Source organism: Aeromonas sp. R2-2, from assembly GCF_040908355.1.
Classification (GTDB): domain Bacteria; phylum Pseudomonadota; class Gammaproteobacteria; order Enterobacterales; family Aeromonadaceae; genus Aeromonas; species Aeromonas veronii.
Genome location: NZ_JBFODQ010000006.1, coordinates 42,391 through 66,845 on the forward strand (window position 1 = coordinate 42,391; position 24,455 = coordinate 66,845).

At 61.0% G+C, this 24,455-nt stretch carries 22 protein-coding genes; 12 read left to right on the forward strand and 10 right to left on the reverse strand.

Features of this window, described 5'->3' with window-relative positions; translation table 11 throughout:
• Position 1 precedes the first annotated feature (1 nt).
• Together aroQ and acs are read right to left on the reverse strand one after the other, a co-directional pair.
• A complete protein-coding gene (aroQ, locus tag AB5Z09_RS00950; RefSeq protein ID WP_005338907.1) occupies positions 2-451 on the reverse strand; it encodes a type II 3-dehydroquinate dehydratase in 450 nt (149 codons plus the stop codon).
• 288 nt (positions 452-739) lie between these two features.
• Entirely contained in the window at positions 740-2,686 is a 1,947-nt protein-coding gene (gene acs / locus AB5Z09_RS00955; protein ID WP_164536177.1) for an acetate--CoA ligase, read from the reverse strand.
• Between the two features lie 167 nt (positions 2,687-2,853).
• Between acs and AB5Z09_RS00960 the strand changes: the two genes are divergently transcribed.
• Entirely contained in the window at positions 2,854-3,135 is a 282-nt protein-coding gene (locus AB5Z09_RS00960; RefSeq protein ID WP_225315392.1) for a hypothetical protein, read from the forward strand.
• A 57-nt stretch (positions 3,136-3,192) separates the two neighbouring features.
• Here the strand turns inward: AB5Z09_RS00960 and AB5Z09_RS00965 are convergent, their stop codons facing one another.
• From AB5Z09_RS00965 to torC, 5 genes are all read right to left on the reverse strand, one after another.
• Complete coding sequence (locus tag AB5Z09_RS00965; RefSeq protein WP_335818412.1) at positions 3,193-5,601, reverse strand: EAL domain-containing protein; 2,409 nt, start codon at positions 5,599-5,601, stop codon at positions 3,193-3,195.
• Positions 5,602-5,790: 189 nt separating this feature from the next.
• Positions 5,791-6,159 (reverse strand): hypothetical protein, encoded by a 369-nt coding sequence (locus tag AB5Z09_RS00970; protein ID WP_042080620.1) that lies wholly within the window; start codon positions 6,157-6,159, stop codon positions 5,791-5,793.
• A gap of 7 nt (positions 6,160-6,166) precedes the next feature.
• Entirely contained in the window at positions 6,167-6,835 is a 669-nt protein-coding gene (gene torD / locus AB5Z09_RS00975) for a molecular chaperone TorD (RefSeq protein ID WP_058057287.1), read from the reverse strand.
• Positions 6,836-6,934: 99 nt separating this feature from the next.
• On the reverse strand, positions 6,935-9,427 hold the full coding sequence (gene torA, locus AB5Z09_RS00980) for a trimethylamine-N-oxide reductase TorA (RefSeq protein ID WP_368194445.1): 2,493 nt from the start codon (positions 9,425-9,427) through the stop codon (positions 6,935-6,937).
• 27 nt (positions 9,428-9,454) lie between these two features.
• Positions 9,455-10,621 carry a pentaheme c-type cytochrome TorC gene (gene torC / locus AB5Z09_RS00985; protein ID WP_005343495.1) on the reverse strand — a complete coding sequence of 389 codons (1,167 nt, stop codon included), beginning with the start codon at positions 10,619-10,621 and terminating at the stop codon, positions 9,455-9,457.
• Positions 10,622-10,766: 145 nt separating this feature from the next.
• On the opposite strand from torC, the gene torR reads away from it, so the two are divergent.
• Positions 10,767-11,480, forward strand: a complete 714-nt coding sequence (gene torR, locus AB5Z09_RS00990) for a two-component system response regulator TorR (protein WP_368194446.1) — start codon at positions 10,767-10,769, stop codon at positions 11,478-11,480.
• 36 nt (positions 11,481-11,516) lie between these two features.
• Here the strand turns inward: torR and AB5Z09_RS00995 are convergent, their stop codons facing one another.
• Entirely contained in the window at positions 11,517-11,921 is a 405-nt protein-coding gene (locus AB5Z09_RS00995; protein WP_368194447.1) for a GFA family protein, read from the reverse strand.
• A gap of 37 nt (positions 11,922-11,958) precedes the next feature.
• Positions 11,959-13,005, reverse strand: coding sequence for a TMAO reductase system periplasmic protein TorT (gene torT / locus AB5Z09_RS01000; protein WP_279503634.1), 1,047 nt, complete (start codon positions 13,003-13,005; stop codon positions 11,959-11,961).
• Between the two features lie 70 nt (positions 13,006-13,075).
• On the opposite strand from torT, the gene torS reads away from it, so the two are divergent.
• Positions 13,076-15,901 carry a TMAO reductase system sensor histidine kinase/response regulator TorS gene (gene torS / locus AB5Z09_RS01005; protein ID WP_368194448.1) on the forward strand — a complete coding sequence of 942 codons (2,826 nt, stop codon included), beginning with the start codon at positions 13,076-13,078 and terminating at the stop codon, positions 15,899-15,901.
• Positions 15,902-15,952: 51 nt separating this feature from the next.
• Here torS and AB5Z09_RS01010 read toward each other — a convergent pair whose 3' ends face one another.
• On the reverse strand, positions 15,953-16,237 hold the full coding sequence (locus AB5Z09_RS01010) for a hypothetical protein (RefSeq protein ID WP_127006328.1): 285 nt from the start codon (positions 16,235-16,237) through the stop codon (positions 15,953-15,955).
• A 324-nt stretch (positions 16,238-16,561) separates the two neighbouring features.
• On the opposite strand from AB5Z09_RS01010, the gene glyA reads away from it, so the two are divergent.
• The 9 genes from glyA to AB5Z09_RS01055 all read left to right on the forward strand — a co-directional run bounded on the left by glyA (position 16,562) and on the right by AB5Z09_RS01055 (position 24,194).
• The gene (gene glyA, locus AB5Z09_RS01015; RefSeq protein ID WP_005338884.1) at positions 16,562-17,815 is read left to right on the forward strand and encodes a serine hydroxymethyltransferase; all 1,254 of its coding nucleotides are present in this window, start codon (positions 16,562-16,564) and stop codon (positions 17,813-17,815) included.
• Positions 17,816-17,965: 150 nt separating this feature from the next.
• Positions 17,966-18,415, forward strand: a complete 450-nt coding sequence (gene nrdR, locus AB5Z09_RS01020) for a transcriptional regulator NrdR (protein ID WP_005338880.1) — start codon at positions 17,966-17,968, stop codon at positions 18,413-18,415.
• Between the two features lie 97 nt (positions 18,416-18,512).
• On the forward strand, positions 18,513-19,622 hold the full coding sequence (ribD, locus tag AB5Z09_RS01025) for a bifunctional diaminohydroxyphosphoribosylaminopyrimidine deaminase/5-amino-6-(5-phosphoribosylamino)uracil reductase RibD (RefSeq protein ID WP_368194449.1): 1,110 nt from the start codon (positions 18,513-18,515) through the stop codon (positions 19,620-19,622).
• A gap of 55 nt (positions 19,623-19,677) precedes the next feature.
• Positions 19,678-20,331, forward strand: coding sequence for a riboflavin synthase (locus AB5Z09_RS01030; protein ID WP_005358459.1), 654 nt, complete (start codon positions 19,678-19,680; stop codon positions 20,329-20,331).
• Positions 20,332-20,478: 147 nt separating this feature from the next.
• On the forward strand, positions 20,479-21,588 hold the full coding sequence (ribBA, locus tag AB5Z09_RS01035) for a bifunctional 3,4-dihydroxy-2-butanone-4-phosphate synthase/GTP cyclohydrolase II (RefSeq protein WP_033114138.1): 1,110 nt from the start codon (positions 20,479-20,481) through the stop codon (positions 21,586-21,588).
• A gap of 199 nt (positions 21,589-21,787) precedes the next feature.
• Positions 21,788-22,258 (forward strand): 6,7-dimethyl-8-ribityllumazine synthase, encoded by a 471-nt coding sequence (gene ribE, locus AB5Z09_RS01040; protein WP_033114139.1) that lies wholly within the window; start codon positions 21,788-21,790, stop codon positions 22,256-22,258.
• 14 nt (positions 22,259-22,272) lie between these two features.
• Positions 22,273-22,686, forward strand: a complete 414-nt coding sequence (gene nusB / locus AB5Z09_RS01045) for a transcription antitermination factor NusB (protein ID WP_158110278.1) — start codon at positions 22,273-22,275, stop codon at positions 22,684-22,686.
• Positions 22,687-22,743: 57 nt separating this feature from the next.
• Positions 22,744-23,703, forward strand: coding sequence for a thiamine-phosphate kinase (gene thiL / locus AB5Z09_RS01050; RefSeq protein WP_368194450.1), 960 nt, complete (start codon positions 22,744-22,746; stop codon positions 23,701-23,703).
• Positions 23,700-24,194, forward strand: a complete 495-nt coding sequence (locus tag AB5Z09_RS01055) for a phosphatidylglycerophosphatase A (protein WP_005349509.1) — start codon at positions 23,700-23,702, stop codon at positions 24,192-24,194. The genes thiL and AB5Z09_RS01055 overlap by 4 nt, the downstream gene beginning before the upstream one ends.
• The last annotated feature ends 261 nt before the right edge of the window (positions 24,195-24,455 follow it).

Consider the following 24,455-nt stretch of genomic DNA (forward strand, 5'->3'; position numbering starts at 1 on the left):
ATCAAGCCGCGCGCAGATGGTGCACGGCCGCGGTTAAAGCGAATTGGTAGCCATCGGCCCCCAGACCACAAATGACCCCTTTTGCGACATCAGACAGATAGGAGTGATGACGGAATGGCTCCCTGGCATGGACGTTTGACAGGTGAACCTCGATAAAAGGGATGGCGACACCCAGCAGCGCATCGCGAATGGCGACGCTGGTGTGGGTGAAGGCGGCTGGATTGATGATGATAAAATCCACCTGGCCCATGGCCTGATGGATGCGGCCGACCAACTCATGTTCGGCGTTTGATTGCAGATGTTCCAGAGTGACACCGAGTTCGCTGGCGTTAAGCTTCAGATCGGCGACGATCTCATCAAGCGTCTTGCTGCCGTAGATACCCGGTTCCCGTTTGCCCAGCAGATTCAGGTTTGGTCCGTTGAGCAGGAGAATTCGGTGATTTTGCGACATATTGAGTACATCCTCGATGATAATGCTGCTATCTATCAGCTATCTTGTGGACTACCAGAAATCTAGCCATTTTCTGCGCAAATCGGTGTGCCCTGGCACACAGATTTCGCAATTATATTGATTTCGTGAAAATTAGCAGCATTTTACTGGTCTAATCTCTACATCTGGCTATTTATTGCACGTTTTTGTCGGCAAGGCTTCGTGTCTACCGCCTTGCTGTTTGCTGGCAGATAAGAAACGACAAAGCCGGCACAGGGCCGGCTTTGTTGAGCAACAAACGAAGCGGGATCAGGCTGCTTCCGACTTCTCGCGAATGAGTTTGTCTACTACCCCCGGATCCGCCAGGGTGGAGATATCCCCCAGACTGTCGGTCTCGCCGGTGGCGATCTTGCGCAGAATTCGCCGCATGATCTTGCCGGAACGGGTCTTCGGCAGCCCCTCTGCCCAGTGGATCACGTCCGGCGTGGCGATGGCACCAATCTCCTTGCGGACCCACTCCTTCACCTCTTTGTGCAGCTCGCGGCTCGGCTCTTCCCCGGCGATCAGGGTGACATAGGCATAGATACCCTGACCCTTGATCTCGTGAGGAACCCCCACCACCGCGGCTTCAGCGATCTTGGGATGGGCCACCAGCGCCGATTCAATTTCGGCGGTACCCATGCGGTGGCCAGAGACGTTGAGTACATCATCCACCCGACCGGTGATCCAGTAGTAGCCGTCCTCGTCGCGACGGGCACCGTCGCCGGTGAAGTAGCGGCCCGGGAAGGTGGAGAAGTAGGTCTGCTCGAACCGCTCGTGATCGCCGAATACGGTGCGCATCTGACCCGGCCAGGAGTCGGTGATCACCAAGTTGCCCTCGGTGGCACCTTCCAGCGGTTCGCCCATGTTGTCGACCAGCGCCGGTTGTACCCCGAAGAAGGGACGAGTCGCCGAGCCCGGTTTCAGGTCGGTGACGCCGGGCAGCGGCGTAATCAGGATGCCGCCGGTTTCGGTTTGCCACCAGGTATCGACAATGGGGCAGCGCTCGTCACCAATGGTGCGGTAGTACCACTCCCAGGCTTCCGGGTTGATGGGTTCACCCACCGAACCCATGATGCGCAGGCTCTGGCGCGAGGTGCCGGTGACCGCTTCGTTGCCTTTGGCCATCAGGGCGCGGATGGCAGTGGGGGCGGTATAGAGAATGGTGACCTGGTGCTTGTCCACCACCTGACTCATGCGGTTGGTGGCCGGGTAGTTGGGCACCCCTTCGAACATGATGGTGGTAGCACCGTTGGCAAGCGGCCCGTAGACCAGATAGGAGTGACCGGTGACCCAGCCCACATCGGCGGTACACCAGTAGATATCCTCTTCGTGGTAGTCGAACACATATTTGAAGGTGAGGGTGGCATAGACCAGATAGCCGCCGGTGGTGTGCAGCACCCCCTTGGGTTTGCCGGTGGAGCCGGAGGTATAGAGGATAAAGAGCGGATCTTCGGCGTTCATCGCCTCGGGCGGGCAGTCGCTGCTGACGGCGGCGGTCGCTTCATGCCACCAGATGTCGCGGTGGTTGTGCCAGGCGACATTGCCGCCGGTGCGCTTGAGCACGATCACCTTGTTGACCTGGGTATCCGGGTTGGTGAGTGCCTCATCCACATTCTTCTTGAGCGGCACCGGACGGCCACCACGCAGCCCCTCGTCGGCGGTGATCACGATGCGCGAGCCCGAGTCGATGATGCGACCAGCCAGCGCTTCTGGCGAGAAGCCGCCGAATACGATGCTGTGTACCGCGCCGATGCGGGTACAGGCCAGCATGGCGATGGCGGCTTCGGGCACCATGGGCATGTAGAGGCAGACCACGTCGCCGCGGTGAACCCCTTGTGCTTTCAAGACGTTGGCAAACTTGCACACTTCGCTGTGCAACTCGCGGTAGGTGAGTTTGCGATCTTCGGCAGGGTTGTCCCCTTCCCAGATGATGGCGACCTTGTCACCTCGTTCGGCGAGATGGCGATCGAGACAGTTGGCCGAGACGTTGAGCTGGCCATCTTCAAACCATTTGATGGAGACATGGCCCGGATCGTAGGAGGTGTTCTTGACCTTGGTATAGGGTTTCATCCAGTCGAGAATTTTTCCCTGCTCTCCCCAGAAGGTATCGGGATCCTCGACGGAAGCCTGATACATGGCGGCGTAGTCGCCCTTGTCTAGCAGTGCATTGCTGCTGATGTGGGGTTTGACCGGGTAGACCTTGCTCTCGCTCATCACTCACTCCTTTGAATACATACTTTTAATAATTAAGTAACAACTTATACCTTTGGTAGCGGGGGACAATTAGACTTTTGGATAGGCGGCAACAGTTGGTTACAGGACAAAGAGTGACAATTAATCGGCGAGTGGGTAAAAGGGGGCGTGTCGATTAATTGGAGGTCATGATGTTTTCTCTGTTGCTCTGTGCATCCCTCTGGCAGTTTGATGCGCCAGTGCCCGCTGGCGAACCCCCGAAAGAGTTTGCGATCACCCATCAGGAGGCCTCACCTGCGCTGCGGGATCGGGTGGCCGATCAGCTTGGTCATGCATGGCAGGCCAAGGAGCCCGGTACCAGACTTACCTTCAGCGAGCCAGCCCCCCGTTATGCTGGCGAATCACCGTTGACGCGTATGCTCAATGATCGTGATGATGGTTGGGAATCCCGCTTGCAGATTGAGTGGTAATCCGGTCGGCAGCCAGGAGGCGGATGCCTCCCGGCTGGTGATGATGATTGCCTGCCGCTATGAGACGTAGCGTTGATGCAGGCGATCTCCCATGTGCTCGACATGCAGTGGTTTGCTGAACAGATAGCCCTGTCCTTCGCCGCAGTTGAGTGATTGCAAGAAGGCGTGTTGTGCCTTGGTTTCAATCCCTTCGGCGGTGACCTCCATATCCAGACTGTCGGCCAGATTGATGATGGTGCGGCAGAGCTCCCGACTGTTCTTGTCTTCCGGTAATGCCTGCACAAACGCCCGGTCGATCTTGATGCGATCGATCGGCAGGGTCTTGAGCAGACTCAGTGACGAGAAGCCGGTACCAAAGTCATCGATGGCAATCTGCACGCCGAGATTTTTCAGGCGGGTAAAGAGATCCAGACTCTGTTCGACCCGCTGGATGATGCTCTCCGTCACTTCAATCTCCAGCCGTTCTGGCGGAAATCCGGTCTCGGCCAGAATAGCGGCGACCCGTTCAACGTAGCCCGGGGAGCGCATCTCCCGCACCGACACATTGACCGACAAGCGAGGCACCGGCAGTCCGGCAGCCAGCCAGTTTTGTCCCTGCTCGCAGGCGTTGCGCATCACCCACTCCCCAATTTTCTCTATCAGGCCGCACTCCTCTGCCACCGGAATAAAACGGGTCGGCGCTATCATTCCCTCATTGGGATGCTGCCAGCGCAGCAGGGCCTCCAGTCCACTCAGGTGGCCGTTGGCCAGATTGGTCATGGGTTGATAGAAGATGCAGAGCTGTTCGAGCTCCAGGGCCTTGAGCAGACCCTGCTCAATCTGCATTCGCTCGCGGGCTCGAGCCGCCATGCAGGGGGTATAGAACTGGAATCCGTTGCGCCCCTGACTTTTCGCCTCGTACATGGCGCTGTCGGCGGCACTGACCAGGGTTTCCGGGCTGTCAGCATGATCCGGATAGATGGCGATACCGATACTTGCCGAGATTGCCACCAGCTCATGGGCCAGCTCAACCGGTTCACGCAACACGGTCAGCAGGGTATTGGCAAGGGCTGCCAGCTCGTCAGGCTCCTCCAGATAGGGGATCAGCACCAGAAACTCGTCTCCCCCGAGGCGGGTCGCCAAATCGTTGTGCTGCAGGCAGCCGCGGATCCGCTCTGCCAGCCGCTTGAGCAGCTCATCGCCGACCCCGTGGCCCAGGCTGTCGTTGATCAGCTTGAAGCCATCCAGATCGATAAAGAGCAGCCCCAACCGTTTGCGATTGAGCTGCGCGGTTTTCAGCTCAAGGGCCAGCCGCTCCTGCAACAGATGGCGATTGCCCAGCTCGGTCAGGGGATCGTGATAGGCAAGGTGATTCAGCTCGGCCTCCACCTTGCGAATGGCGCTGATGTCGGAGAGGGCGATCACATAGTGAGTGGTGTTGTTGAAGTTGTCATAGACAGCGCTGATCTGCTGCCAGGAGGAGAAGTAGCTGCCATCCTTGCGCAGACAAACCATCTCGCCATGCCAGGCGTTGTTGCCGGGGCGCAGGTGATACCAGGGATAGTCGAGGTCGGTGTAGCGCCTGGGATGCATGATGATATCCGGGGTGCGGCCTATCACCTCCTCGGCATTGTATTGGGTCAGCATGGTGAAGGCCGGGTTGACCGACAGAATATGGTGCTCGCTGTCGAGGATGATGATCCCCTCGGCAGTGGTATCGAATACCACGTTGGCCTGATGGAGTCGCTCCTCCTGACGGCGGCGGGCGGTGGCATTGTGAATGACTCCCATGACCCGGTGGCCGACCGACTCGGTGGCGGGGACATGGTCGGCATGAATATCGACCCAGTGGCGCTCGTTGAGCGCGGTGAGGTAGCTCAGGGTGAGATGGATGGGGTCATGACTTTGCAGGGCGGCCTTGAGCTGGCTGCCGGATTCCGGTTCAAAACAGTCGACGAACGCTTGCAGCCCGCCGTGGAACTGGTTGGCCTCGATACCCAGCAGCGGCTCAATCTGGCCGTCGAACAGTAATCTGTCCTCCGCCACGTGCCACTCCCACACCCCGATTTGGGCCGCTCGCATTGCCAGTTGCAGCCGTTGTTCGGTTTCGTACTGCTCGGTGATGTCCCGCACGATGGCGAGGATGCCGTTCAGCTCCCCTTTCTCATCACGCATCGGGCTGTAGGTGGCCTGAAAGCGGCGGGAGCTGCTGTCGTACGCCGCGGTTTGGCCCGTGATGGCGATATCCACGTAGGGCATGCCGCTTCGCATGATCTGCTGAAACATAGGCTCCAGCGTCGGTGCCAGCTTGGGAACCACCTCTCTGAGGTGCTTGCCCTGATGCTCCTCGATACTTTTGCCATTGATGTCGGCCAGCACCTGATTGACTTTACGGTAGCGGAATTCGCAGTCAAAGACGCCGATGCCCAGAGGGGCATTATCCATCAGCTGTTCCAGGACGGTGTGATCTGACAGCTGGGTCAACATTGCCTCGGTGTCGGCGTTGAAAAGCTTCCCATCCATGATGACCTCGGCATTGATTGTTTTATCACTTGCATCAGTTGTCAGTATGGCACGAACTGTTTGGCCGGGAGTCAAGCGGAGTTATCTGGTTGTTTTGACGGCAAGAATAGGCAGAAAAACCTGATAAAAAGGATGGGAAAAGGGGGCGAGTGGTTATCCCTTCTGGCGACCAAACGCCTGAATACCGCGCACAAATACCAGCCAGCCGAGCAGATGGAAGGGGAGGGCTAGCAGATAGAGCAGCAGGAAGTGCGACTCGCTGCCACTGCTGTTGATGAAGTCGATCCAGGCGGCCAGCAGCGCCAGCATGCCGGCGATCTGGAAGCGGCGGCGCAACACCACCTCGACGCCGAGATTGGCAAGGTAGAGGGTGAGCAGGATGCCGGCAAAGCCGGTGAGCTGGGCGGTGCCATAGAGCTCGCGATCCGGGTTGAACAGCAGCGCAATCAGCGGAGTAATGCCCTGATCCAGCGGGATCAGGGCCAGCAGCCAGCATGCAATCAGAAGCAGGGCTGTCTTCATCGCGGCCTCAGTCGGCAGACGGTGCCGGTTTGACCAGAGAGAGGTAGTTGGCATCCATCTTGAGGAAGACCCCCAGCAGACGGGCACTGGCGCCGTAGAAGCCAAACCGGTCGGCGGCGCGACAGGCGCTTTCGAACTTGTCAAACCAGCCCAGCAGATGGCCGTGCAGCAGCGCTTCCTGCTCGTCGAGCCAGCGTTCCCGCTCGGCCGCGCTCTTGGCTTCCGCTGCGCGGATGATGAGATTGCCCATCAGATCCAGCTCGATGGCCAGATGGTCGGCAGGCTCTTTGTATTTATCGCTAACATTGATGCCGAGGCGATCGAGGCGGGCCTGCATCTCGGCCATCGGGGCCTGCATCAGTAGCTTGGCTTCGCCACGGTAGAGCGATTCGTAGGGCAGGGCGCCCTGCTTGGGATCCACCAGAAACAGACCGGCGAAGTCGGCGGCGAGTTCCAGTTGGCGATCCGGGCGCACCAGCAGGCGCGCGATGGCGTCGTTGAGTTCGGCCACGGCTTCGCGCATCGGATCCAGGGTGGAGAGGCTTTTCAGGAAGCTTCGCACATCATAGGTGTCATATTCGGCGATCTGCTCATCACTGAGTTCGGCGGCGAACAGGGTGGAGAACCACCAGTAGAGTTCGGCCCGGCGTTCGCTGGTAGCCATAAATTCCTGCATTTTTCCTCCGTGGATGGCAATCGGGAGCCTTGATGGCTCCCGATTCTAACGACTTTAAAAATAAAGGAAACTCAAGGGGGCGCTTTCGTCCCCCAGGGGTCAGAGTGCCGGGAACATGGGGTCGATGCCCTTGGCCGATTCCGGCGCGCCGAAGGCAGTGACGGCGGGTGCCTGCCCGCGGAACTTCTCGATCTCCACCAGCGCGGTATGGGCCGTGGTAGCCTGCGCCAGGCTGGAGGAGCCGATGTCGGCGGTCAGCACGTTGGGATCGCCGTAGGTACAGAGAGTCCCTACCTTGCCACCCTCTTGCGGGCCATACCAGGCTCCTTCCTGAATGCGCACCACGCCGGGGGCGTAGTCATCGCTCACCACCAGACCGGCCAATACCTGACCGCGGCCGTTGAACACCCGCACAAGATCGCCGTCCTTGAGGCCGCGGGATTTGGCATCCTGCGGATTCATGTAGACAGGCTCGCGACCCTGCACTGTATAGGTGGCGCGATAGTTGTCGGAGGAGCAGAGCTGGCTGTGCAGCCGCTTGTCCGGGTGGCAGGATTGCAAGTGCAGCGGGTACTGTTTGCTGCCCGGCCCGCCGTGAGAGCGCTCGTAGGGCTCGATCCAGACCGGGTGGCCCGGGCAATCCCCATAGCCGTAGTCGGCGATGGTCTTGGAGTAGATCTCGATAAGACCGGACGGGGTACCGAGCGGTTCCAGATCCGGCTCCTGACGGAACGACTCGTGGCGCACCCAGGGTTGGCCTGCCGGGAAGGTGACGAAGTCTTCCCCGTGCCAGAACTGGCTGAAACGGGGCAGACGAATGCCGATGCCGCGACCCTGCAGGCGGGCGTCGTCATAGATGCTCTGGATCCACTCCAGCTTGCTCTTGCCGCCGGTGAACTCGGCCTCACGACCGAAGCGACGGCAAAGATCGGCGAAGATGTCGTAGTCATCGCGCGCCTCGAACAGCGGCTCCACCACCTTGTACATGGCCAGAATGCCCGCATTGGAGTGAGAACCCCACTGTTCGATGTCATCCCGCTCATAGGTGGTGGTGGCGGGCAGCACGATATCGGCGAAGCGGCAGCTGGCGGTCCACTGGTGATCGATGCTGACCACGGTTTCCAGCTTGCGCCAGGCCGCAACCATCTTGTTGCGATCCTGCTGGTGGTGGAACGGGTTGTTGCCGCAGAACACCGCCATCTTCATGTGGGGGTAGGTGATGGTCTGGCCGTTGAAGGCGATCTGCTTGCCCGGATTGAGGATGCAGTCGACGAAACGGGCCACCGGAATGAATTTGGAGTAGCCCTTCCAGTCGCCATCATGGAGCGGCTTGACCCCGGGAATGACCGAGCTGAAACCGGACATGATGGGGCCGCTGGAGGTGATGGTGCCCGCTCCGTTGTAGTGCCAGCCAAAGCCGTAACCGCCCCCCGGCAGACCGATCTGGCCAATCATCGAGGCCAGAACCACCAGCATCCAGGCGTACTGTTCGCCGTGGTGCATGCGCTGTACACACCAGCCGCCGATAAGCTGGGTACGGCCGCTGCTCATGGCGCGGGCCAGCTCGCGGATGGTCTCGGCAGGGACGCCACAGATGGCGGCGGCCCACTCGGCATCCTTCACCTGACCATCGCTGGTGCCCAGCAGGTAGGGCAGGAATTTGTCAAAGCCGGTGGTGTAGTTCTTCAGGAACGCCTCGTCGTGGCGCTTCTCGCTGTAGAGGGTGTGAGCGATGCCCAGCATCAGCGGCACGTCGGTTTGCGGATTCAGGGTCACCTGATCGCAATTGAGGTACTTCTGGGTCTGGGATTTGACCGGATCGACACTGATCACCCGGATCTCGCCTTTGGCCACCTTCTCTTTCAACTGCGCCCAGTAGTCGTAGACGCTGTGATCCGGCACCAGCCAGCCCACCTGCAGGTTCTTGATGGGATCGGAGCCCCAGATGACGATGGTTTTGCTGTGTTCTAGCACCAGCGGCCAGGAGGTCTGCTGCTCGTATACCTCCATAGCGCCCGCCACGTGGGGCAGGATCACCTGGGCGGCGCCGGTGGAGTAGTCACCGGCCTTGGCCAGATAGGTGCCGTGCAGGTTCATGGCGCGTCCCAGCATGGCGCCAGCGGAGTGCAGCTTGCCCACCGACTGCCAGCCGGAGTGGCCGGCATAGAGGGCGCTCGGGCCATAGGTTTTCTGCACCCGTTCCAGCTCGTGATAGAAAAAGTCCAGCGCCTGGGACCAGGTGACCCGCACGAAGCGGTTCTGGCCGCGCTCGCTGGTGTCGGACTGGTGCCCCTTGCGCAGCCAGTCCAGCCGCACCATGGGGTAGCGGATGCGGGAGGGGTTGTAGACCACTTCACTCAAGGCCTTGAGCATGTCGGTGGGGTGCTTGTCATGCTCGAACGGCAGGGTCTCGACCCAGCGGCCATCGACCACCCGGGCACGGAAGGCGCCCCAGTGGGAGCCGGACTGCACCAGTTTTTCGCCAGACTCGGCGGCCATCACGGCGCGACCGAGCAGGGAGGGGCCGATCAGGGCAGAGGCACCGCTGGCCAGCAAGCCACCCAGAAAACCACGACGGGAAATATTGATCATCTTGTTATTCCTCTTTCGAATCCGGACTTAGTGGCTGCCCTGACCACCGGTATCGGCGGCATGGTTTTGCAGGTATTTGAGCAGAGTGCGCTCCTCTTCCTTGCTCAGGCGATAGTAGGCAGACATCGCCTTGAGTCCCGAAATCCAGCCGTTGGCAGTGAAGTGAGCGGGATCCGGTGCGCCGTGGCAGGAGTTGCAGGTGGATTTGTACATCTCGCCGGCGTAATCCCAGATCGGCTTGAGCGAGGACTCAAAGCCCTTGCCATCGACCCAGGCCTGCACCTGAACCTGTTCCCATTTGATATGGGTGGCGCTGTCGGTCTCCTGTTTGAGCACTTTCTCGCTCGCTTTCAGTTCGTCACGGATGGTGGCGACGAAGACCCGCTTGCCCATGTATTCGCTCAGCACCCGGCCCTTGCCATCGCTCTCGCGCCACCCTTCGATGGTCACCTTGAGGCGATCGCCGCTGCGGTCTACGACGTCGATGCGGGAGGCGGGCAGCAGTTTGCCGACCGGGTCGGTGCTCTGTTCGCTGGCATAGAGATCTTTTTCACCCAGGTTGTAGAGGGTCTCGGCGGCTGGCGCCTCTTGCGCGTCGTTGACCAGAGTGGCGTAAGTAGCCCGGAAGCCGCCCGCCATGTTGGGCAGTTCGTGGGCGATGCCCTTGTGGCACTCGATGCAGTTCATGTTCTTCGCCGCCGCATCTTTCATCGCCAGCGCAGCCGCCGGGGACTGCTTGGCGTGATCCATGTTGTCGTAGCTGTGGCAGGACTTGCAGGTCTTGGAGTTCTGGCTGCTCATACGCGCCCACACCTTCTCGGCCAGATGCAGGCGCCGGTCCTCGAACTTCTCCTGGGTGTCGATGCTGTGGCCTATGTACTCCTGATAGAGGTCGTTGGCCGCCTCCATCTTGCGGGCCACCTTGCCGACAAAATCCTTCGGCTGGTGACAGTCGGTACAGACTGCCTGTACCCCGGAGGCATTCTTGAAGTGGATGGACTCCTTGTACTCCGGATAGACGGTGTCTTTCATGGAGTGGCAGGAGATACAGAATTCGAGGCTGCTGGTTTTCTCAAAGCCATAGTGCAGGCCGACGGTGCCCGCGAGGGTGACGCCGACGCCCACCAGAAGCAGCGCCAGTACCGACCAGCGACGGCTGGGGGTGCGCAGGAAGTGCCACAGTTTTTTCATCATGCTCTCTCACATCACTTTTTTGATGGGAGCCATGATAGGGAGGCGTTGTGAACAGGGCTGCCGCCACAAATTAATGAAATAGGGGTATTTATGACAAAATGTGAATAGAATAATCCTCCCTTGTCGACCATCGTGAACCCTGCCCATGAGCTACCACATTCTGGTTGTTGAAGATGATGCGGTTACCCGCGAGAAGCTGACCGGCTATTTCGAGCGGGAGGGCTATCGGGTGACGGCGGTCGAAAACGGCCAGGAGATGCGCGCCGTGCTGGCGGATCAGACGGTCGATCTGGTGATGCTGGATATCAACCTGCCGGGAGAAGATGGTCTGCTGCTGACCCGTGAACTGCGGGCGCGCAGCACGGTGGGGATCATTCTGGTCACTGGCCGCAGCGATGCGGTGGACCGGATTGTCGGCCTCGAGATGGGGGCCGACGACTATGTCACCAAGCCGTTCGAGCTGCGGGAGTTGCTGGTGCGGGTCAAGAATCTGCTGTGGCGGATCTCGCTGGCGGCCGCCGCGCCGAGCGAGCCTGCGGTGGCTGACGATGCGGTGCGCTTTGGCCCCTGGCGTTTTGACATTCCCCGTCGCCAGCTCAGCAAGGAAGGAGTGCCGGTGCGGCTGACCAAGGCCGAATATGAAGTGCTGGTGGCCTTTGTCGCCCATGCCGGGCGGGTGCTCAGTCGGGAGCGGATCCTGACCCTCATCAGCCATCGCGGCGATGGCCCGAGCGATCGCACCATAGACGTACTGATCCGACGACTGCGCGGCAAGATGGAAGCGGATCCGCGGGATCCCCAGCTGTTTGTCACCGTCCATGGTGAAGGCTATCTGTTTGCCGGCGAGATAGCCTCCTGACCCCGTTGTGGTGGCTTTGACCTGTTTGACCGGGTATCAGACCGGCGGGCGGGTATCAAATTGCGGGCAGTCGTCGCCAATCTGGTGCCAGGGCGCCTTGGAGCCGGCAAAGATGTGAAACGCGGGTCGCTGGCTCGGCACATCGTCCAGTACCCCGAGGCGCAGGTTGATCTTGCCGCTGCTGCTCTTCTGGCTGAACAGGCTGGAGCCGCAGTGACGACAGAAGGCGAGGGTGGTCTCTGCCGATTTCCGGTAGCGGCCGATGGCCTCTTCCCCCTTCACTATGGTGACCTTGTTGCCATCCAGTCCGCCGACCGAGGCGTAATCTCCCCCTGAAAACTTGCGGCATTCGCTGCAGTGGCAGTTCCCCATATAGTCGAACTGATCCGGCAGGGTCAGGGCGACGGCGCCGCACAGGCAGCTGGCATGTAACTCTTTCATCTCTTCTCCTTGAGTGTGCTAATCGGATTTGGAACGGCTATTCGACCCGATAGACGGGGCGAAAAGCGCCATCCGAGAGGGAATCGGCGGGGTCGGCCAGCGGTGCAGAGAGCGTCAGAATGGGTGGCCCCATCACCCGCGGGCACTGCTCGGCATTGGCATCAGGGTGTTGCAGCAGACAGACCGCCTGAGCGACCGCAAGGCGCCCCTGCAGCCGCATCTGATCGCTGTTGGCTGCCAGGATCTTGCCCCGGCGCAAGCCCCGCTGTACGCCGTGGCTGAAGTAGGTGCTCAGCACCTGGGGCCTGTCGAGATGGCGCTGCGCCAGCTCGTTGACCGCCACTTCGGCGGCGATGGCGCCACCCACCAGATAGTCGACGTCGGGATAGCGGGCCAGCGTCTGCTGCACCAGCGTGCGCTGGATTTCCCGGCTGTTGTCGCCGCGCTCGGTGGTGACCAGCTTGATGGCGCTCCCCTTGATGGCATCGGCAAAGCCCGGCTCGACGAAGTTGTTGCCGCCGCTTGCCTGCGGGCCGGGGAAGAGGGCGACCGAGACCGGCTTGCTGCCAGCGGGGTGGCGCTGCGCCAGCCAGTGGCCAATCTGCCAGCCCATCTGGTACCAGGAGACTCCCACCTTGGCCTGCACCAGACCGCTGGGCAGATCGTTGACCAGCCCAAAGAGCGGTAGCGGCGTGACCTTGATGGCCTCGCGCAAGCCCTGATAGCTCACCGCGCCGAGCAAGATGGCGTCGCTCCCTTCCTGCACGCAGCGCTGCAACTGCTGGCGCTGCTCGGCGAGGGCACCGTAACCCCCTGCTTCGTGGATCTGCAACTTGACTCCCAGCCGCTTCGCCTCGTCCACCATGCCCTGATTGACCGAGAGCCAGTAGGCGTCGCGCAGATGGGGGTAGAGGGCACAGAGGGTCAGCGGTTTGGTTGCGGCAGCGGGTTCCTGCCACTGCTGGCGCACCGGCTGGCCGCTGAATTCGCCGGCGGGCCAGATATCGACCGCAAAGGCGAGGGCGGCGCGGGGAAGCATTAGCAACCAGATCAGCAACAACGGGGAGAGATAGACGCTTCGCATGGTCAGGGGTTTTGTTAAAGTGTTGGGCCATATTATCCGGTCAAAGCCGACCACAACCAAGGGACTTCCCGTGAGAATCTTTTCCGGCCTGGGTGGCAAGTTGCTGCTGGCCTTCTCCCTGATGGCGTTGTTGACCCTGAGTGCCTCCCTGCTGGGCTGGGTGGGGCTTAGCCATCTGCGCCAGCTGGAGCAAGGGGTGCAGCAGACTCTGGCGGATCAGGAGCTGGCCCGCACGCTCTCTCGCCTCAGCGGCGAGATCCAGAGCACGTCGCGGCTGCTGGCCACCGCAACCAGTGAGCAGGAGCGGGAACATCAGGGACGCTTGCTCACTCTGCAGGGGCAACAGCTGCAGCAGGTGCTGGCGCAACTTGGCCGTGGGCAGGGTTCAACAAGCCTCGATCAGCTCAGTCAGAGCATCATCGGCAATCTGGGCCAGCAGGGCTGGCTGGTGGGGGAGCGGTTGACTCTGATGGCGCAGGGTGAGGCGCAGCGGGCCCGTCTGGTGGCGGCGGCCGGACAGATCGCCGAGCTGGCGCGCAGCCAGATGGAGAACGCCGAAACCGTGATGGTGGCGGGGTTGGGTTCCCTCTACCAACAACAAGGTGAGCAGGCGACCCGGACGCTGGACCGCCTGCTGGAGCAAGATCTCGACTGGCTGGAGCAGATGACTGAGCTGCGTCATCGCACCCTGATGCAGCAGCAGCGCATCGAAGAGATGTGGCGCAGCGAACGGCAGGAACAGTTGCAAACGTTATTGCAAGAGGGGCAACGGGAGCTGGCCATCTTGCAACTGCGGGCCGGGGCGGTGACCGATCCGGCACGCCGGCAAGCGGTGGAGCAGGCGCTGACCGTGCTGGCACAGAGCGACAAGCTGGTGCAACTGCGCAGCGACTGGCTCGGCAAGGGGGAGGCGCTGCGGGTGCTGGCCAATGCCAATGAGGCCCTGATGAGCAGCCTCAACCAGCAGGTCGGTGAGCTGGTCAGCCGTGCCCGCGATTCGCTGGGGCAGAGTCAGCAGGCGCTAAGCCAGCGCCTCAGGCTGCTGGAGCAGGCGTTGATGGCCATTGGCCTGCTCACCCTGCTACTGCTGATGCTGCTGATGTGGCGCATGGTCTACGGCCGGATAGTCTGGCCGCTGCAACGGGCGGTGGCGGGGATGAGCCGGTTGGCGCGCGGGGATCTGGCACCTCTTGAGCCGATCGCCAGCACCGGGCGCGATGAGCTGGCGGAGCTGGGCCGAGCTTTACAGGTGTTTCGTGACAATGCGGTGGAGCTGGGCCGCTATCAGCGCGAGCTTGAGTCGCGGGTCGAGGAGCGCACCGGCCAGCTCAGCCACGCCAACGAGCGGCTCAATGAGGAGGTGGAGAAGCAGCGGCAGGCCCGCGCCGAGGCCGAGCAGGCCAACCGGGCCAAGTCGGTGTTTCTCGCCACCATGAGCCACGAGATCCGCACCCCCATGAACGGCATTCTCGGGGGCCTGACGCTGCTGGAAGATACCCATCTCAGCGAGACCCAGCAGCGCTATCTGGCCGCCATCGAGCACAGCGGCGAATCCCTGCTGGAGATCCTCAACGACATTCTCGACTACTCCAAGATAGAGGCGGGCCATGTGGATGCGCGCCGCGAACCCTTCCCCCTGTTCCAGCTGGTGGATGAACTCAGCGCGCTGTTTCGGCCAAAGGCAGCGGCCAAGGGGGTCACCCTGGCGCTGGAATATGCGCCCGGGCTGGCGCCTGTGGTCGAGGGGGATCTGGGCAAGCTGCGCCAGGTGCTCGGCAACTTGCTCGGCAATGCAGTCAAGTTTACCGCCCGTGGCCAGATTACCCTGACGGTGGCGCCCCTTGTCTGCCAAGGCCCTTGCGCCGAGCCCTGCATCCGCTTCGTGGTGCGCGATACCGGCCCCGGCATTCCGGCCGATGAGCAGGAGGCGGTGTTCGAGGCGTTTCGCCAGCGCAAGCGTGATATAGGCCATCAGGGCGGCACCGGGCTGGGACTGGCGATCAGCCGCAAGCTGGTGACTGCCATGGGGGGCGAGCTGAACCTTGTCAGCGAACCGGGCAAGGGGTGTGAATTCAGCTTCAGCCTGCCCTTGCAACGCTCGAGTGCCCAGCTGCCTGCCGAGGCGCAACCGCTGCACCTTGGCCAGTCCCGTGACATCCTGCTGGTGGAGGATAACGAGATCAACCGGTTGGTGGCGCACGGCATGCTGACCCGCCTCGGCCATCGCGTCACCCTGGCGGAGGATGGCCGCAGCGCGCTGGCGCTGGTGACCGAGCGCCCCTTCGAGTTGGCGCTGCTCGATATCAATCTGCCCGATATGGACGGCATGACCCTGCGCGAGGATCTGGCCGCCATCAGTGAAGAGATGCATGAGCGGCCGCTGCCCGCCATCGCCATCTCGGCCCAGATGTATCCGGAGGATATCCGCCATTGCCTTGCCGCCGGGTTTGTCGATTTTGTCGGCAAGCCGGTGCGGCTGGCGGTGCTGGCGAACGCCATCGATCAGCTGTTTCGGCAAGAGGGCGCCGCTATCGAGCCGCGGGTGCAATTGTCTGCAGCCGCGCCCCCAACTAGCCAGCCCGAGTGGGCCAATCCGGTGCTGGACGCCGATCTGCCCCTGCTCGGTATGGCGCGGATCCGCCAGCTGGTCGCGCTGTTTGAGTCGCAAGGGCGGGTGTTGGTGGATAAGTTGACTCAGGGGGAGGGAAGTGAGCAACGTCAGCTGGCGCACAAGCTCAAGGGGAGTGCGCTGGCGCTGGGGTTGACCGAATTTGCCAGCCATTGCGCGGCCCTTGAGGCGGGGGGCGGTGAGGCTGCGGCAATCGGGGCGCAATTTGACGCGGCGGTGAGCGGGTTGCAGCAGTGGCTGGCGGCCAACAGGGATGCGCCGTTCTGATCCCTGCTGGCGATGTACGGCGTTTAGGGAGGGTGGCCAGCCCCTGCGCCGTTATTCGCTCTCGCGAAACAGCACCTGCTTGCACTTGGCACAGACCCATTCCCGGCGAAAATCGGTCAGGTGCACCATGCCTACCTCCAGCAACTCGTGGTGGCCGCAGTGATAACAGAAGACGATGTCGCCATCGACTGATTCAGGGTGGGCCGCCAGATAGTCGGCTTTGGTGGGGAGTTGATCCCACGAGGTGGTGGGGACATGCTTGCGTTGGCTGGTGTAGTAGACCCAGTAGAACAGAAAAAAGACAGCCAGGATCACGAATGTCAGCAGATGGTCCATCTTGAACTCCTCCGGTTAGGTGCAGCCCCTCGGATGCATGGCTGCAATCAGCTCCATCACCATTAAATTTGTTTCGAATGAATATGTTACAGGATGGATAAAGAGGGCGTTGTGATCCCCTTCGGGTTTTGCCCGCCCGCAGCGGGATGAAAAATGTGCCGTTTGGCGGAGCGGCCAGGGTATTGAACGGGGAGGGAATCTTGCTTTTTACAACATAAATTCAACATTTTTTTAGGTGGTTGGACTGTCGCTTTGATCCAGCTCACGTTACAATGCCCGCGCCCACTTCACCTAACGCGCAAACGATTTTCAGGAGAGAAACGGATGTTGAAACGTGACATGACCATCGCCAATTATGATCCGCAATTGTGGCAGGCCATCACAGACGAAACCCGTCGTCAGGAAGAGCATATCGAGCTGATTGCGTCTGAGAACTACACCAGCCCCCGTGTCATGGAAGCCCAGGGCTCCCAGCTGACCAACAAGTACGCTGAAGGTTACCCCTCCAAGCGTTACTACGGTGGTTGCGAGTATGTGGATGTGGTCGAAACCCTGGCTATCGAGCGCGCCAAAGAGCTGTTCGGTGCAACTTACGCCAACGTGCAGCCGCACTCCGGCTCCCAGGCCAACAGCGCCGTTTACATGGCTCTGCTGCAGCCGGGCGACACCGTACTGGGCATGAACCTGGCACACGGCGGTCACCTGACCCACGGCTCTCCGGTCAACTTCTCCGGCAAGCTTTACAACATCGTGCCTTACGGTATCGATGAGTCCGGCAAGATCGACTACGACGACATGGAACGTCAGGCTGTCGAGCACAAGCCGAAGATGATGATCGGTGGCTTCTCCGCCTACTCCGGCATCGTTGACTGGGCCCGCATGCGCGAAATCGCCGACAAGGTCGGTGCCTACCTGTTCGTCGACATGGCCCACGTGGCGGGTCTGATTGCCGCTGGCGTCTACCCGAACCCGGTTCCCCACGCTCACGTGGTCACCTCCACCACTCACAAGACCCTGGCCGGTCCGCGCGGTGGTCTGATCCTCTCCGCCGCTGACGACGAGGAGCTCTACAAAAAGCTCAACTCTGCCGTCTTCCCGGGTGGTCAGGGTGGCCCGCTGATGCACGTTATCGCCGGTAAAGCCGTTGCCTTCAAAGAGGCGCTGGAGCCTGAGTTCAAGACCTATCAGGCTCAGGTCGTGAAAAACGCCAAGGCGATGGCCGCCACCTTTATCGAGCGTGGTTACAAGATCGTCTCCGGCGGTACCGACAACCACCTGATGCTGGTTGACCTGATCGGCCGCGAGCTGACCGGTAAGGATGCTGACGCTGCGCTGGGCAAAGCCAACATCACCGTCAACAAGAACTCCGTGCCGAACGATCCGCGCTCCCCGTTCGTCACATCCGGTGTGCGGATCGGTACCCCGGCCATCACCCGTCGCGGTTTCAAGGAAGCCGAGTCCATCGAGCTGACCCACTGGATCTGCGACGTACTGGACAACCACGACAACGATGCCGTGCTGGCCACCGTACGTGAGAAGGTGCTGGATATCTGCCGCCGCTTCCCGGTTTATGGCTGATAAACCAGACCATCCGGTTTGAGACCAATGCCACCTGCGGGTGGCATTGTTTTTTCTGGCTTTTACCGGTTTTGGATGGCCGTGCTACACTGGCCGACCTAGATCCTGGCCCGCCGGGCCGGTCCCTGTTCCATTAACGCCGGAGGTCCGATGCATTGCCCATTCTGTAGTGCGGTTGATACCAAGGTGATCGATTCCCGCTTGGTGGCAGAAGGCCATCAGGTGCGCCGCCGTCGTGAGTGTCTGCTCTGTCACGAGCGTTTTACCACCTTCGAGATGGCCGAGCTGGTGATGCCCCGCGTCATCAAGTCCAACGGCTCGCGCGAGCCGTTCAACGAAGACAAGCTGCGCGCCGGCATCCTGCGGGCGCTGGAGAAGCGGCCGGTGAGCATGGAGGCCATCGAAAAGGCGGTCAACCATATCAAATCCCGCCTGCGTGCCACCGGCGAGCGTGAAGTCGCCTCCGAGCTGGTAGGCAATCTGGTGATGGATGAGCTCAAGAGTCTGGACAAGGTGGCCTATATTCGCTTTGCCTCCGTCTATCGCAGCTTCGAAGATATTCGAGAGTTCGGCGAAGAGATCGCCAAGCTGGAGAAGTAAACCGCCATTCTCACCCATGTTGCCGCGTCCGATCACGCTGCGCTAATCGAACCTACGATACTGCGTAAAGTCGAGATGTGTTGTCAAAGGAGCCCGAATGTTTAGTCAAGATGATTACCAATGGATGAGTCGGGCCCTCGAACTGGCCCGCCGCGGCCGCTACACCACGGCCCCCAACCCCTGCGTCGGCGCCGTGCTGGTCAAAGATGGCGTGGTGGTTGGTGAAGGGTGGCATCAGAAGGCGGGCGAGCCCCATGCCGAGGTCTATGCCCTGCGCGCCGCCGGTGACAACGCCCGTGGCGCCACCGCCTATGTAACCCTCGAACCCTGCTCCCACCACGGTCGTACTCCCCCCTGCGCCGAGGCGCTGATCAACGCCGGCGTGGCCCGGGTGGTAGCAGCCATGGTCGATCCCAATCCCCAGGTGGGTGGGCGTGGCCTGCGGATGCTCTCCGAAGCGGGGATCAAGACAGATTTCGGCCTGCTGGCGAGCGAAGCCGAAGCGCTCAACCTGGGCTTTTTCAAGCGGATGCGTACCGCCTTCCCGCGGGTGACCGTCAAGCTGGGGGCCAGCCTCGATGGCCGCACCGCCATGGCGAGCGGCGAGAGCCAGTGGATCACCTCCCCGGATGCGCGCCGTGACGTGCAGCGGCTGCGGGCCCGCCACGATGCGGTGCTCTCCAGCGCTGAAACCGTGCTGGCTGACGGTGCCTCCTTGACCGTGCGCTGGGACGAGCTGCCCTCCTCGGTCAAGGCGAGCTATCCCAAAGAGACCCTGCGCCAGCCGCTGCGGGTCATCGTCGATTCGCAAAACCGCCTTACCCCAGATCTGCCGCTGTTCAAGAGCGAGAGTCCAGTGCTGCTGGCCCGTCACAAGGCGTCCGGCGAGTGGCCCGAGTGGGTGCAGCAGCTGGAGCTGCCGCTGCTGGATGGCAAGCTGGATCTGGTCAGCCTCTTCATGCTGCTGGCCAAACAGAACGTCAACTCGGTACTGGTCGAGGCGGGGCCACGGCTGTGCGGCGCCCTGCTGGAGAAGGGGCTGGTGGATGAGCTGGTGCTCTATCAGGCGCCCAAACTGATGGGGGATGAGGGGCGTGGCCTGTTCCATCTGCCGGGTCTGACCCGGCTGTTCCAGGCCCCCAAGCTCGCCATCAAGGATGTGCGCATGGTGGGGCCGGATATTCGCATTACCGCCAAAATAGCCTGATTTATCAATGTTCAAGGGGGCATAATCAGCCCCCGTCATCAGCAAGGTGATCTGCATGTTTACCGGAATTATCGAAGCGGTGGGAACCCTGGCCGAGCTGCGCCGTCAGGGCGATGACATGGCCCTCACCGTCCACGCACCAGGTCTGGATTTTAGCGACGTCAAACTGGGCGACTCCATCGCCACCAATGGTGTCTGCCTCACCGTGGTGGCGCTGGGCGACAAGAGCTATACCGCTGATGTGTCGCTGGAAACCCTCTCCCGTACCGGTTTTGCCGCCGCCAGAGTGGGCGATCGGGTCAACCTCGAGAAGGCGCTGATGCCCACCTCCCGCCTCGGCGGCCATCTGGTCTCCGGCCACGTGGATGGGGTAGGGGAGGTGAAAAGCGTCTCCAGCAGCGGCCGCGCCATCGAGTACTGGATCAAGGCGCCGGGGGAACTCTCCCGCTACATCGCCGAGAAAGGCTCCATTGCGGTGGATGGCATCAGCCTCACCGTCAACGCCGTGCAGGGCGATCTGTTCCGCCTGACGATCGTGCCCCACACCGCGCAGGAGACCACTATTGCCAGCTGGAAGCCGGGTCACAAGGTCAACCTCGAGGTGGATCAGATCGCCCGTTATCTGGAGCGGCTGATGATGGGCAAGAGTCAGGAGAGCAGCGCCTCTACCCTGACTCTGGACAAGCTGGCCAAGGCCGGTTTTCTCTGATGGTCGGGGTGTTGGCCCCGACCAAAACGATTTTCTGTGATCCCGCTCCGATTGAAATGGGGCCATGCGCCCCAATCTAGAGCAGCATATCTCGCATTCCCGTTGAGCCTGCGGGCTCAATCCCCAAATAGACAGATGGAGTAGCCCATGGCGCTGAGCACAACCCAGGAAATCATTGCCGACATCAAGGCTGGCAAGATGGTGATCCTGATGGATGACGAAGACAGGGAGAACGAAGGGGACCTCATCATGGCCGCCTCCTGTGTCCGTCCGGAGGATATCAACTTCATGGCCCGCTACGGCCGTGGCCTCATCTGCCTGACCCTGACCCGGGATCGCTGCAAGCAATTGGCGCTGCCGCTGATGGTAGATCGCAACAATGCCCAGTTCTCCACCGCCTTTACCGTCTCCATCGAGGCGGCAGAAGGGGTGACCACAGGTATCTCAGCTGCTGATCGTGCGGTGACCGTGCAGGCCGCTGTGGCGCCCAATGCCAAGGCAGCCGATCTGGTGCAGCCGGGCCACATCTTCCCGCTGATGGCGCAGGATGGCGGTGTGCTGACCCGTGCCGGTCACACCGAAGCGGGCTGCGATCTGGCCCGTCTGGCCGGTTTCGAGCCTGCCGCCGTCATCGTCGAGATCCTCAACGAAGATGGCACCATGGCGCGCCGTCCTGATCTGGAGCTGTTTGCCGAGGAGCACGGCATCAAGCTCGGCACCATTGCCGACCTTATCGAGTACCGCAACCAGCACGAGACCACGGTCGAGAAGGTGGCCGAGTGCAAGCTGCCGACCGAGTTTGGCGAGTTTGACCTCATCACCTTCCGCGACACCATCGACAATCAGGTTCACTTCGCCCTGAAAAAGGGTGAGGTGCAGGCCGACCAGCCGACGCTGGTTCGCGTCCATCTGCACGACGTGTTGAGCGATCTGCTGTTGACCGACCGCCATGCAGCCCGCAGCTGGCCGCTGCCCAAGTCCATGGCCCGCATCGCCGACGAGGGCGGTGTGCTGGTGATCCTGGGGGCGGAAGCCCACGGCGCCGAGCTGCTGGCCCGGGTCAAGGGTTTTGAAGCCGCCGACAAGGGGTTGGCGCCGGAAGGAGCCAAGTGGCAGGGTACTTCGCGTCGGGTGGGCGTTGGCTCCCAGATCCTCAAGGCCCTTGGCGTAAGCAAGATGCGCCTGTTGAGCTCGCCGAAGAAGTACCATGCCCTCGGCGGTTTCGGTCTGGAAGTGGTTGAATACATAGGCGAATAAACGCTACAGCTGCGGCTTGCAGAGGGCGTTATCCGTCCTCGGCAAGGCGTGGCGTATGCCGGCGCATGACCACGCCGGCTCGTTGAATTGGCGATCATGGCCGCTCGTTGCGGCCATGGTTTTTGTCGTGGGTCTGTTGTGCTAGAATGTGCGCACTTTTGACTCCGGCCCTTTTGCTTTCACAGATACAGGATTTCCAATGAAGGTTATCGAAGGAAACATTGCCGCTCCCGAGGCGCGCGTTGCCATTGTCGTTGCCCGTTTCAACAGCTTCATCAACGACAGCCTGGTGAGTGGTGCAGTAGACGTACTGAAGCGTCAAGGTCAAGTGCAGGACAGCAATCTGACTCTGGTGAAAGTACCGGGCGCAGTTGAAATGCCGCTGGTTATCAAGAAGCTGGCCAAGAGCGGCAAATATGACGCCATCGTGGCGGTCGGTACTGTCATCCGTGGCGGCACCTACCACTTCGATCTGGTGGCAAACGAGAACAGCAAAGGCATGGCCCAGGTGATGATGGAGTATGAAATCCCCGTCGCCTTCGGTGTGCTGACCACTGAAAACATTGAACAAGCCATCGAGCGTGCAGGTACCAAGGCGGGTAACAAGGGTGCAGAGGCTGCACTGGCAGCGCTCGAAATGATCAACGTCCTGAAAGAACTGGACGTGTAACGAGGAGAAATGCATTGAAACCGTCTGAGCGCCGTAAAGCCCGCCATTGCGCCACCCAGGCCATCTACCAGTGGCAGATGACCAAGGCTAACGTGGGTGACATCGAAGAGCAGTTCAAGATCGATCAGGACACCAAGGGTGTAGACCTGAACTATTTCCGCGATCTGCTGTTCGGGGTAGCCCTCCACTGCAGCGAGCTGGACAAGGTGTTTGCACCTTTCCTCTCCCGTCCGCTGGAAGAAGTGGACATGGTGGACAAGGCGATCCTGCGTCTGGCGACCTACGAGCTGACCCGTCGTGATGATGTGCCGCCGCGCGTGGTCATCAACGAAGCGATCGAGCTGGCCAAAGCTTTTGCTGCCGATGACAGCCACAAGTTTGTCAACGGTGTACTGGACAAGGTAATCAAGTCGCTGGACAAGCGCTGATAGCTGCGTTCATCAGCATCTAATAGAGGAGCCAGCTTATCGCTGGCTTTTTACTGTATGGGTGAATTCGAGCTGATTGATAAGTACTTCAAGGTCCCCCACGCCCGCAAGGACGTGGTGATGGGCCCTGGAGACGATTGCGCCCTGCTGACCCTGCCCCCCGACACCCAGCTGGCGGTGAGCACGGATACCCTGGTCAGCGGCGTGCACTTCTTCCCCGACATGGATCCGGTCGATCTCGGCTACAAGGCGCTGGCGGTCAATCTCTCCGATCTTGCCGCCATGGGGGCCGAGCCGCGCTGGGTCTCGCTGGCGCTGACGCTGCCGGCCATTAACGAGAGCTGGGTTGCCGGCTTTGCCGAAGGATTCCTGGAGCTCGCCGAGTACTACAACGTGGCGCTGGTGGGCGGGGACATGACCCGCGGGCCGCTCTCCATCACGGTGTCGGTCAAGGGATCGGTGCCTGCCGGTCGCGCCCTGATGCGCAGCGGTGCCAAAGCCGGTGACGGCATCTATGTGACCGGCACTCTGGGGGATGCCGCCCTGGCGCTCTCCCACCTGCTGGGCAAACGCACCCTCAACGAGAACCAGCTGGCGGCCGTGCTGCCGCGCCTCGACCACCCCCATCCCCGCATTCTGGCCGGACAGGCGCTGCGCGGACTGGCGGGCAGTGCGCTGGATCTCTCCGACGGTCTGGCATCAGATCTCGGCCACATCCTCAAGGCGTCCGGCGTGCGGGCCCAGATTGATCTCGATCTGCTGCCGCTCTCGCCGGTGCTGCAGGATGCGGTGAGCGAGCAGGATGCGTGGCAGCTGGCGCTGGCCGGTGGCGATGACTACGAGCTCTGCTTTACCGTACCGGAGGAGCACCGCGGCGCGCTCGATACGGCGCTGGCCCACAGCGGGGTCAAGTTCAGCCGCATCGGCCGCATCGTGGCGGGCGAGCCGGGCATCGACTACCTGCGTGGCGACCAAGCGGTCGAGTTGCAACTGAAAGGGTGGGATCACTTCGCATGAGTTTGTTCAGGATAAAGCCCGAGCTGACACGACTGGATCTGAAAAATCCGCTTCATTTTTTGGCGGTGGGGTTTGGTTCCGGTCTCAGCCCCAAAGCGCCGGGCACCATGGGCACCCTGGCGGCCATTCCGCTCTATCTGCTGGTGAGCGGGCTGCCGACCCACTGGTTTATCGCCTTGCTGGCGGTGGGGTTTGTTGTGGGGATCCGTATCTGCCAGAGCGCCACCGATGCCATCGGCATGCCGGATCACGGCGCCATCGTCTGGGACGAGGTGATCGGTTTTGGTGTCACCATGATCGCCGCGCCAGCCGGTTGGGAGTGGGTGGTGGCGGGCTTCGCGCTGTTCCGGTTGTTTGACGTGCTCAAGCCCTGGCCCATCTCCTGGTTTGATCGCCGGATCCACGGTGGCCTGGGCATCATGCTGGACGATCTGATCGCTGGCCTGTTCGCCCTGTTTTGTATGCAATTACTGGCATTCTGGCTCGGTTGAGTGCCCCCTTCCGGGGGATGACCGTTCTGGCATCCCCCGATTTATATCTGCTTAATTTTCATTCATCGGCATATGCTGCCGTTTATCATCCATTTCACATAAATATTCACTACTCATTCGGGGCTGGCGATTGTTTTGGAAATAGTGATAAATGCTGCTTGTTGCGTTGTTGTTGAAATTAAAGTAATGATACCAATAGATGTACGGACGCACCGGCCATTTGTGTGATGAAAATCATCATTTATCTCTGCCGAGTTGGTG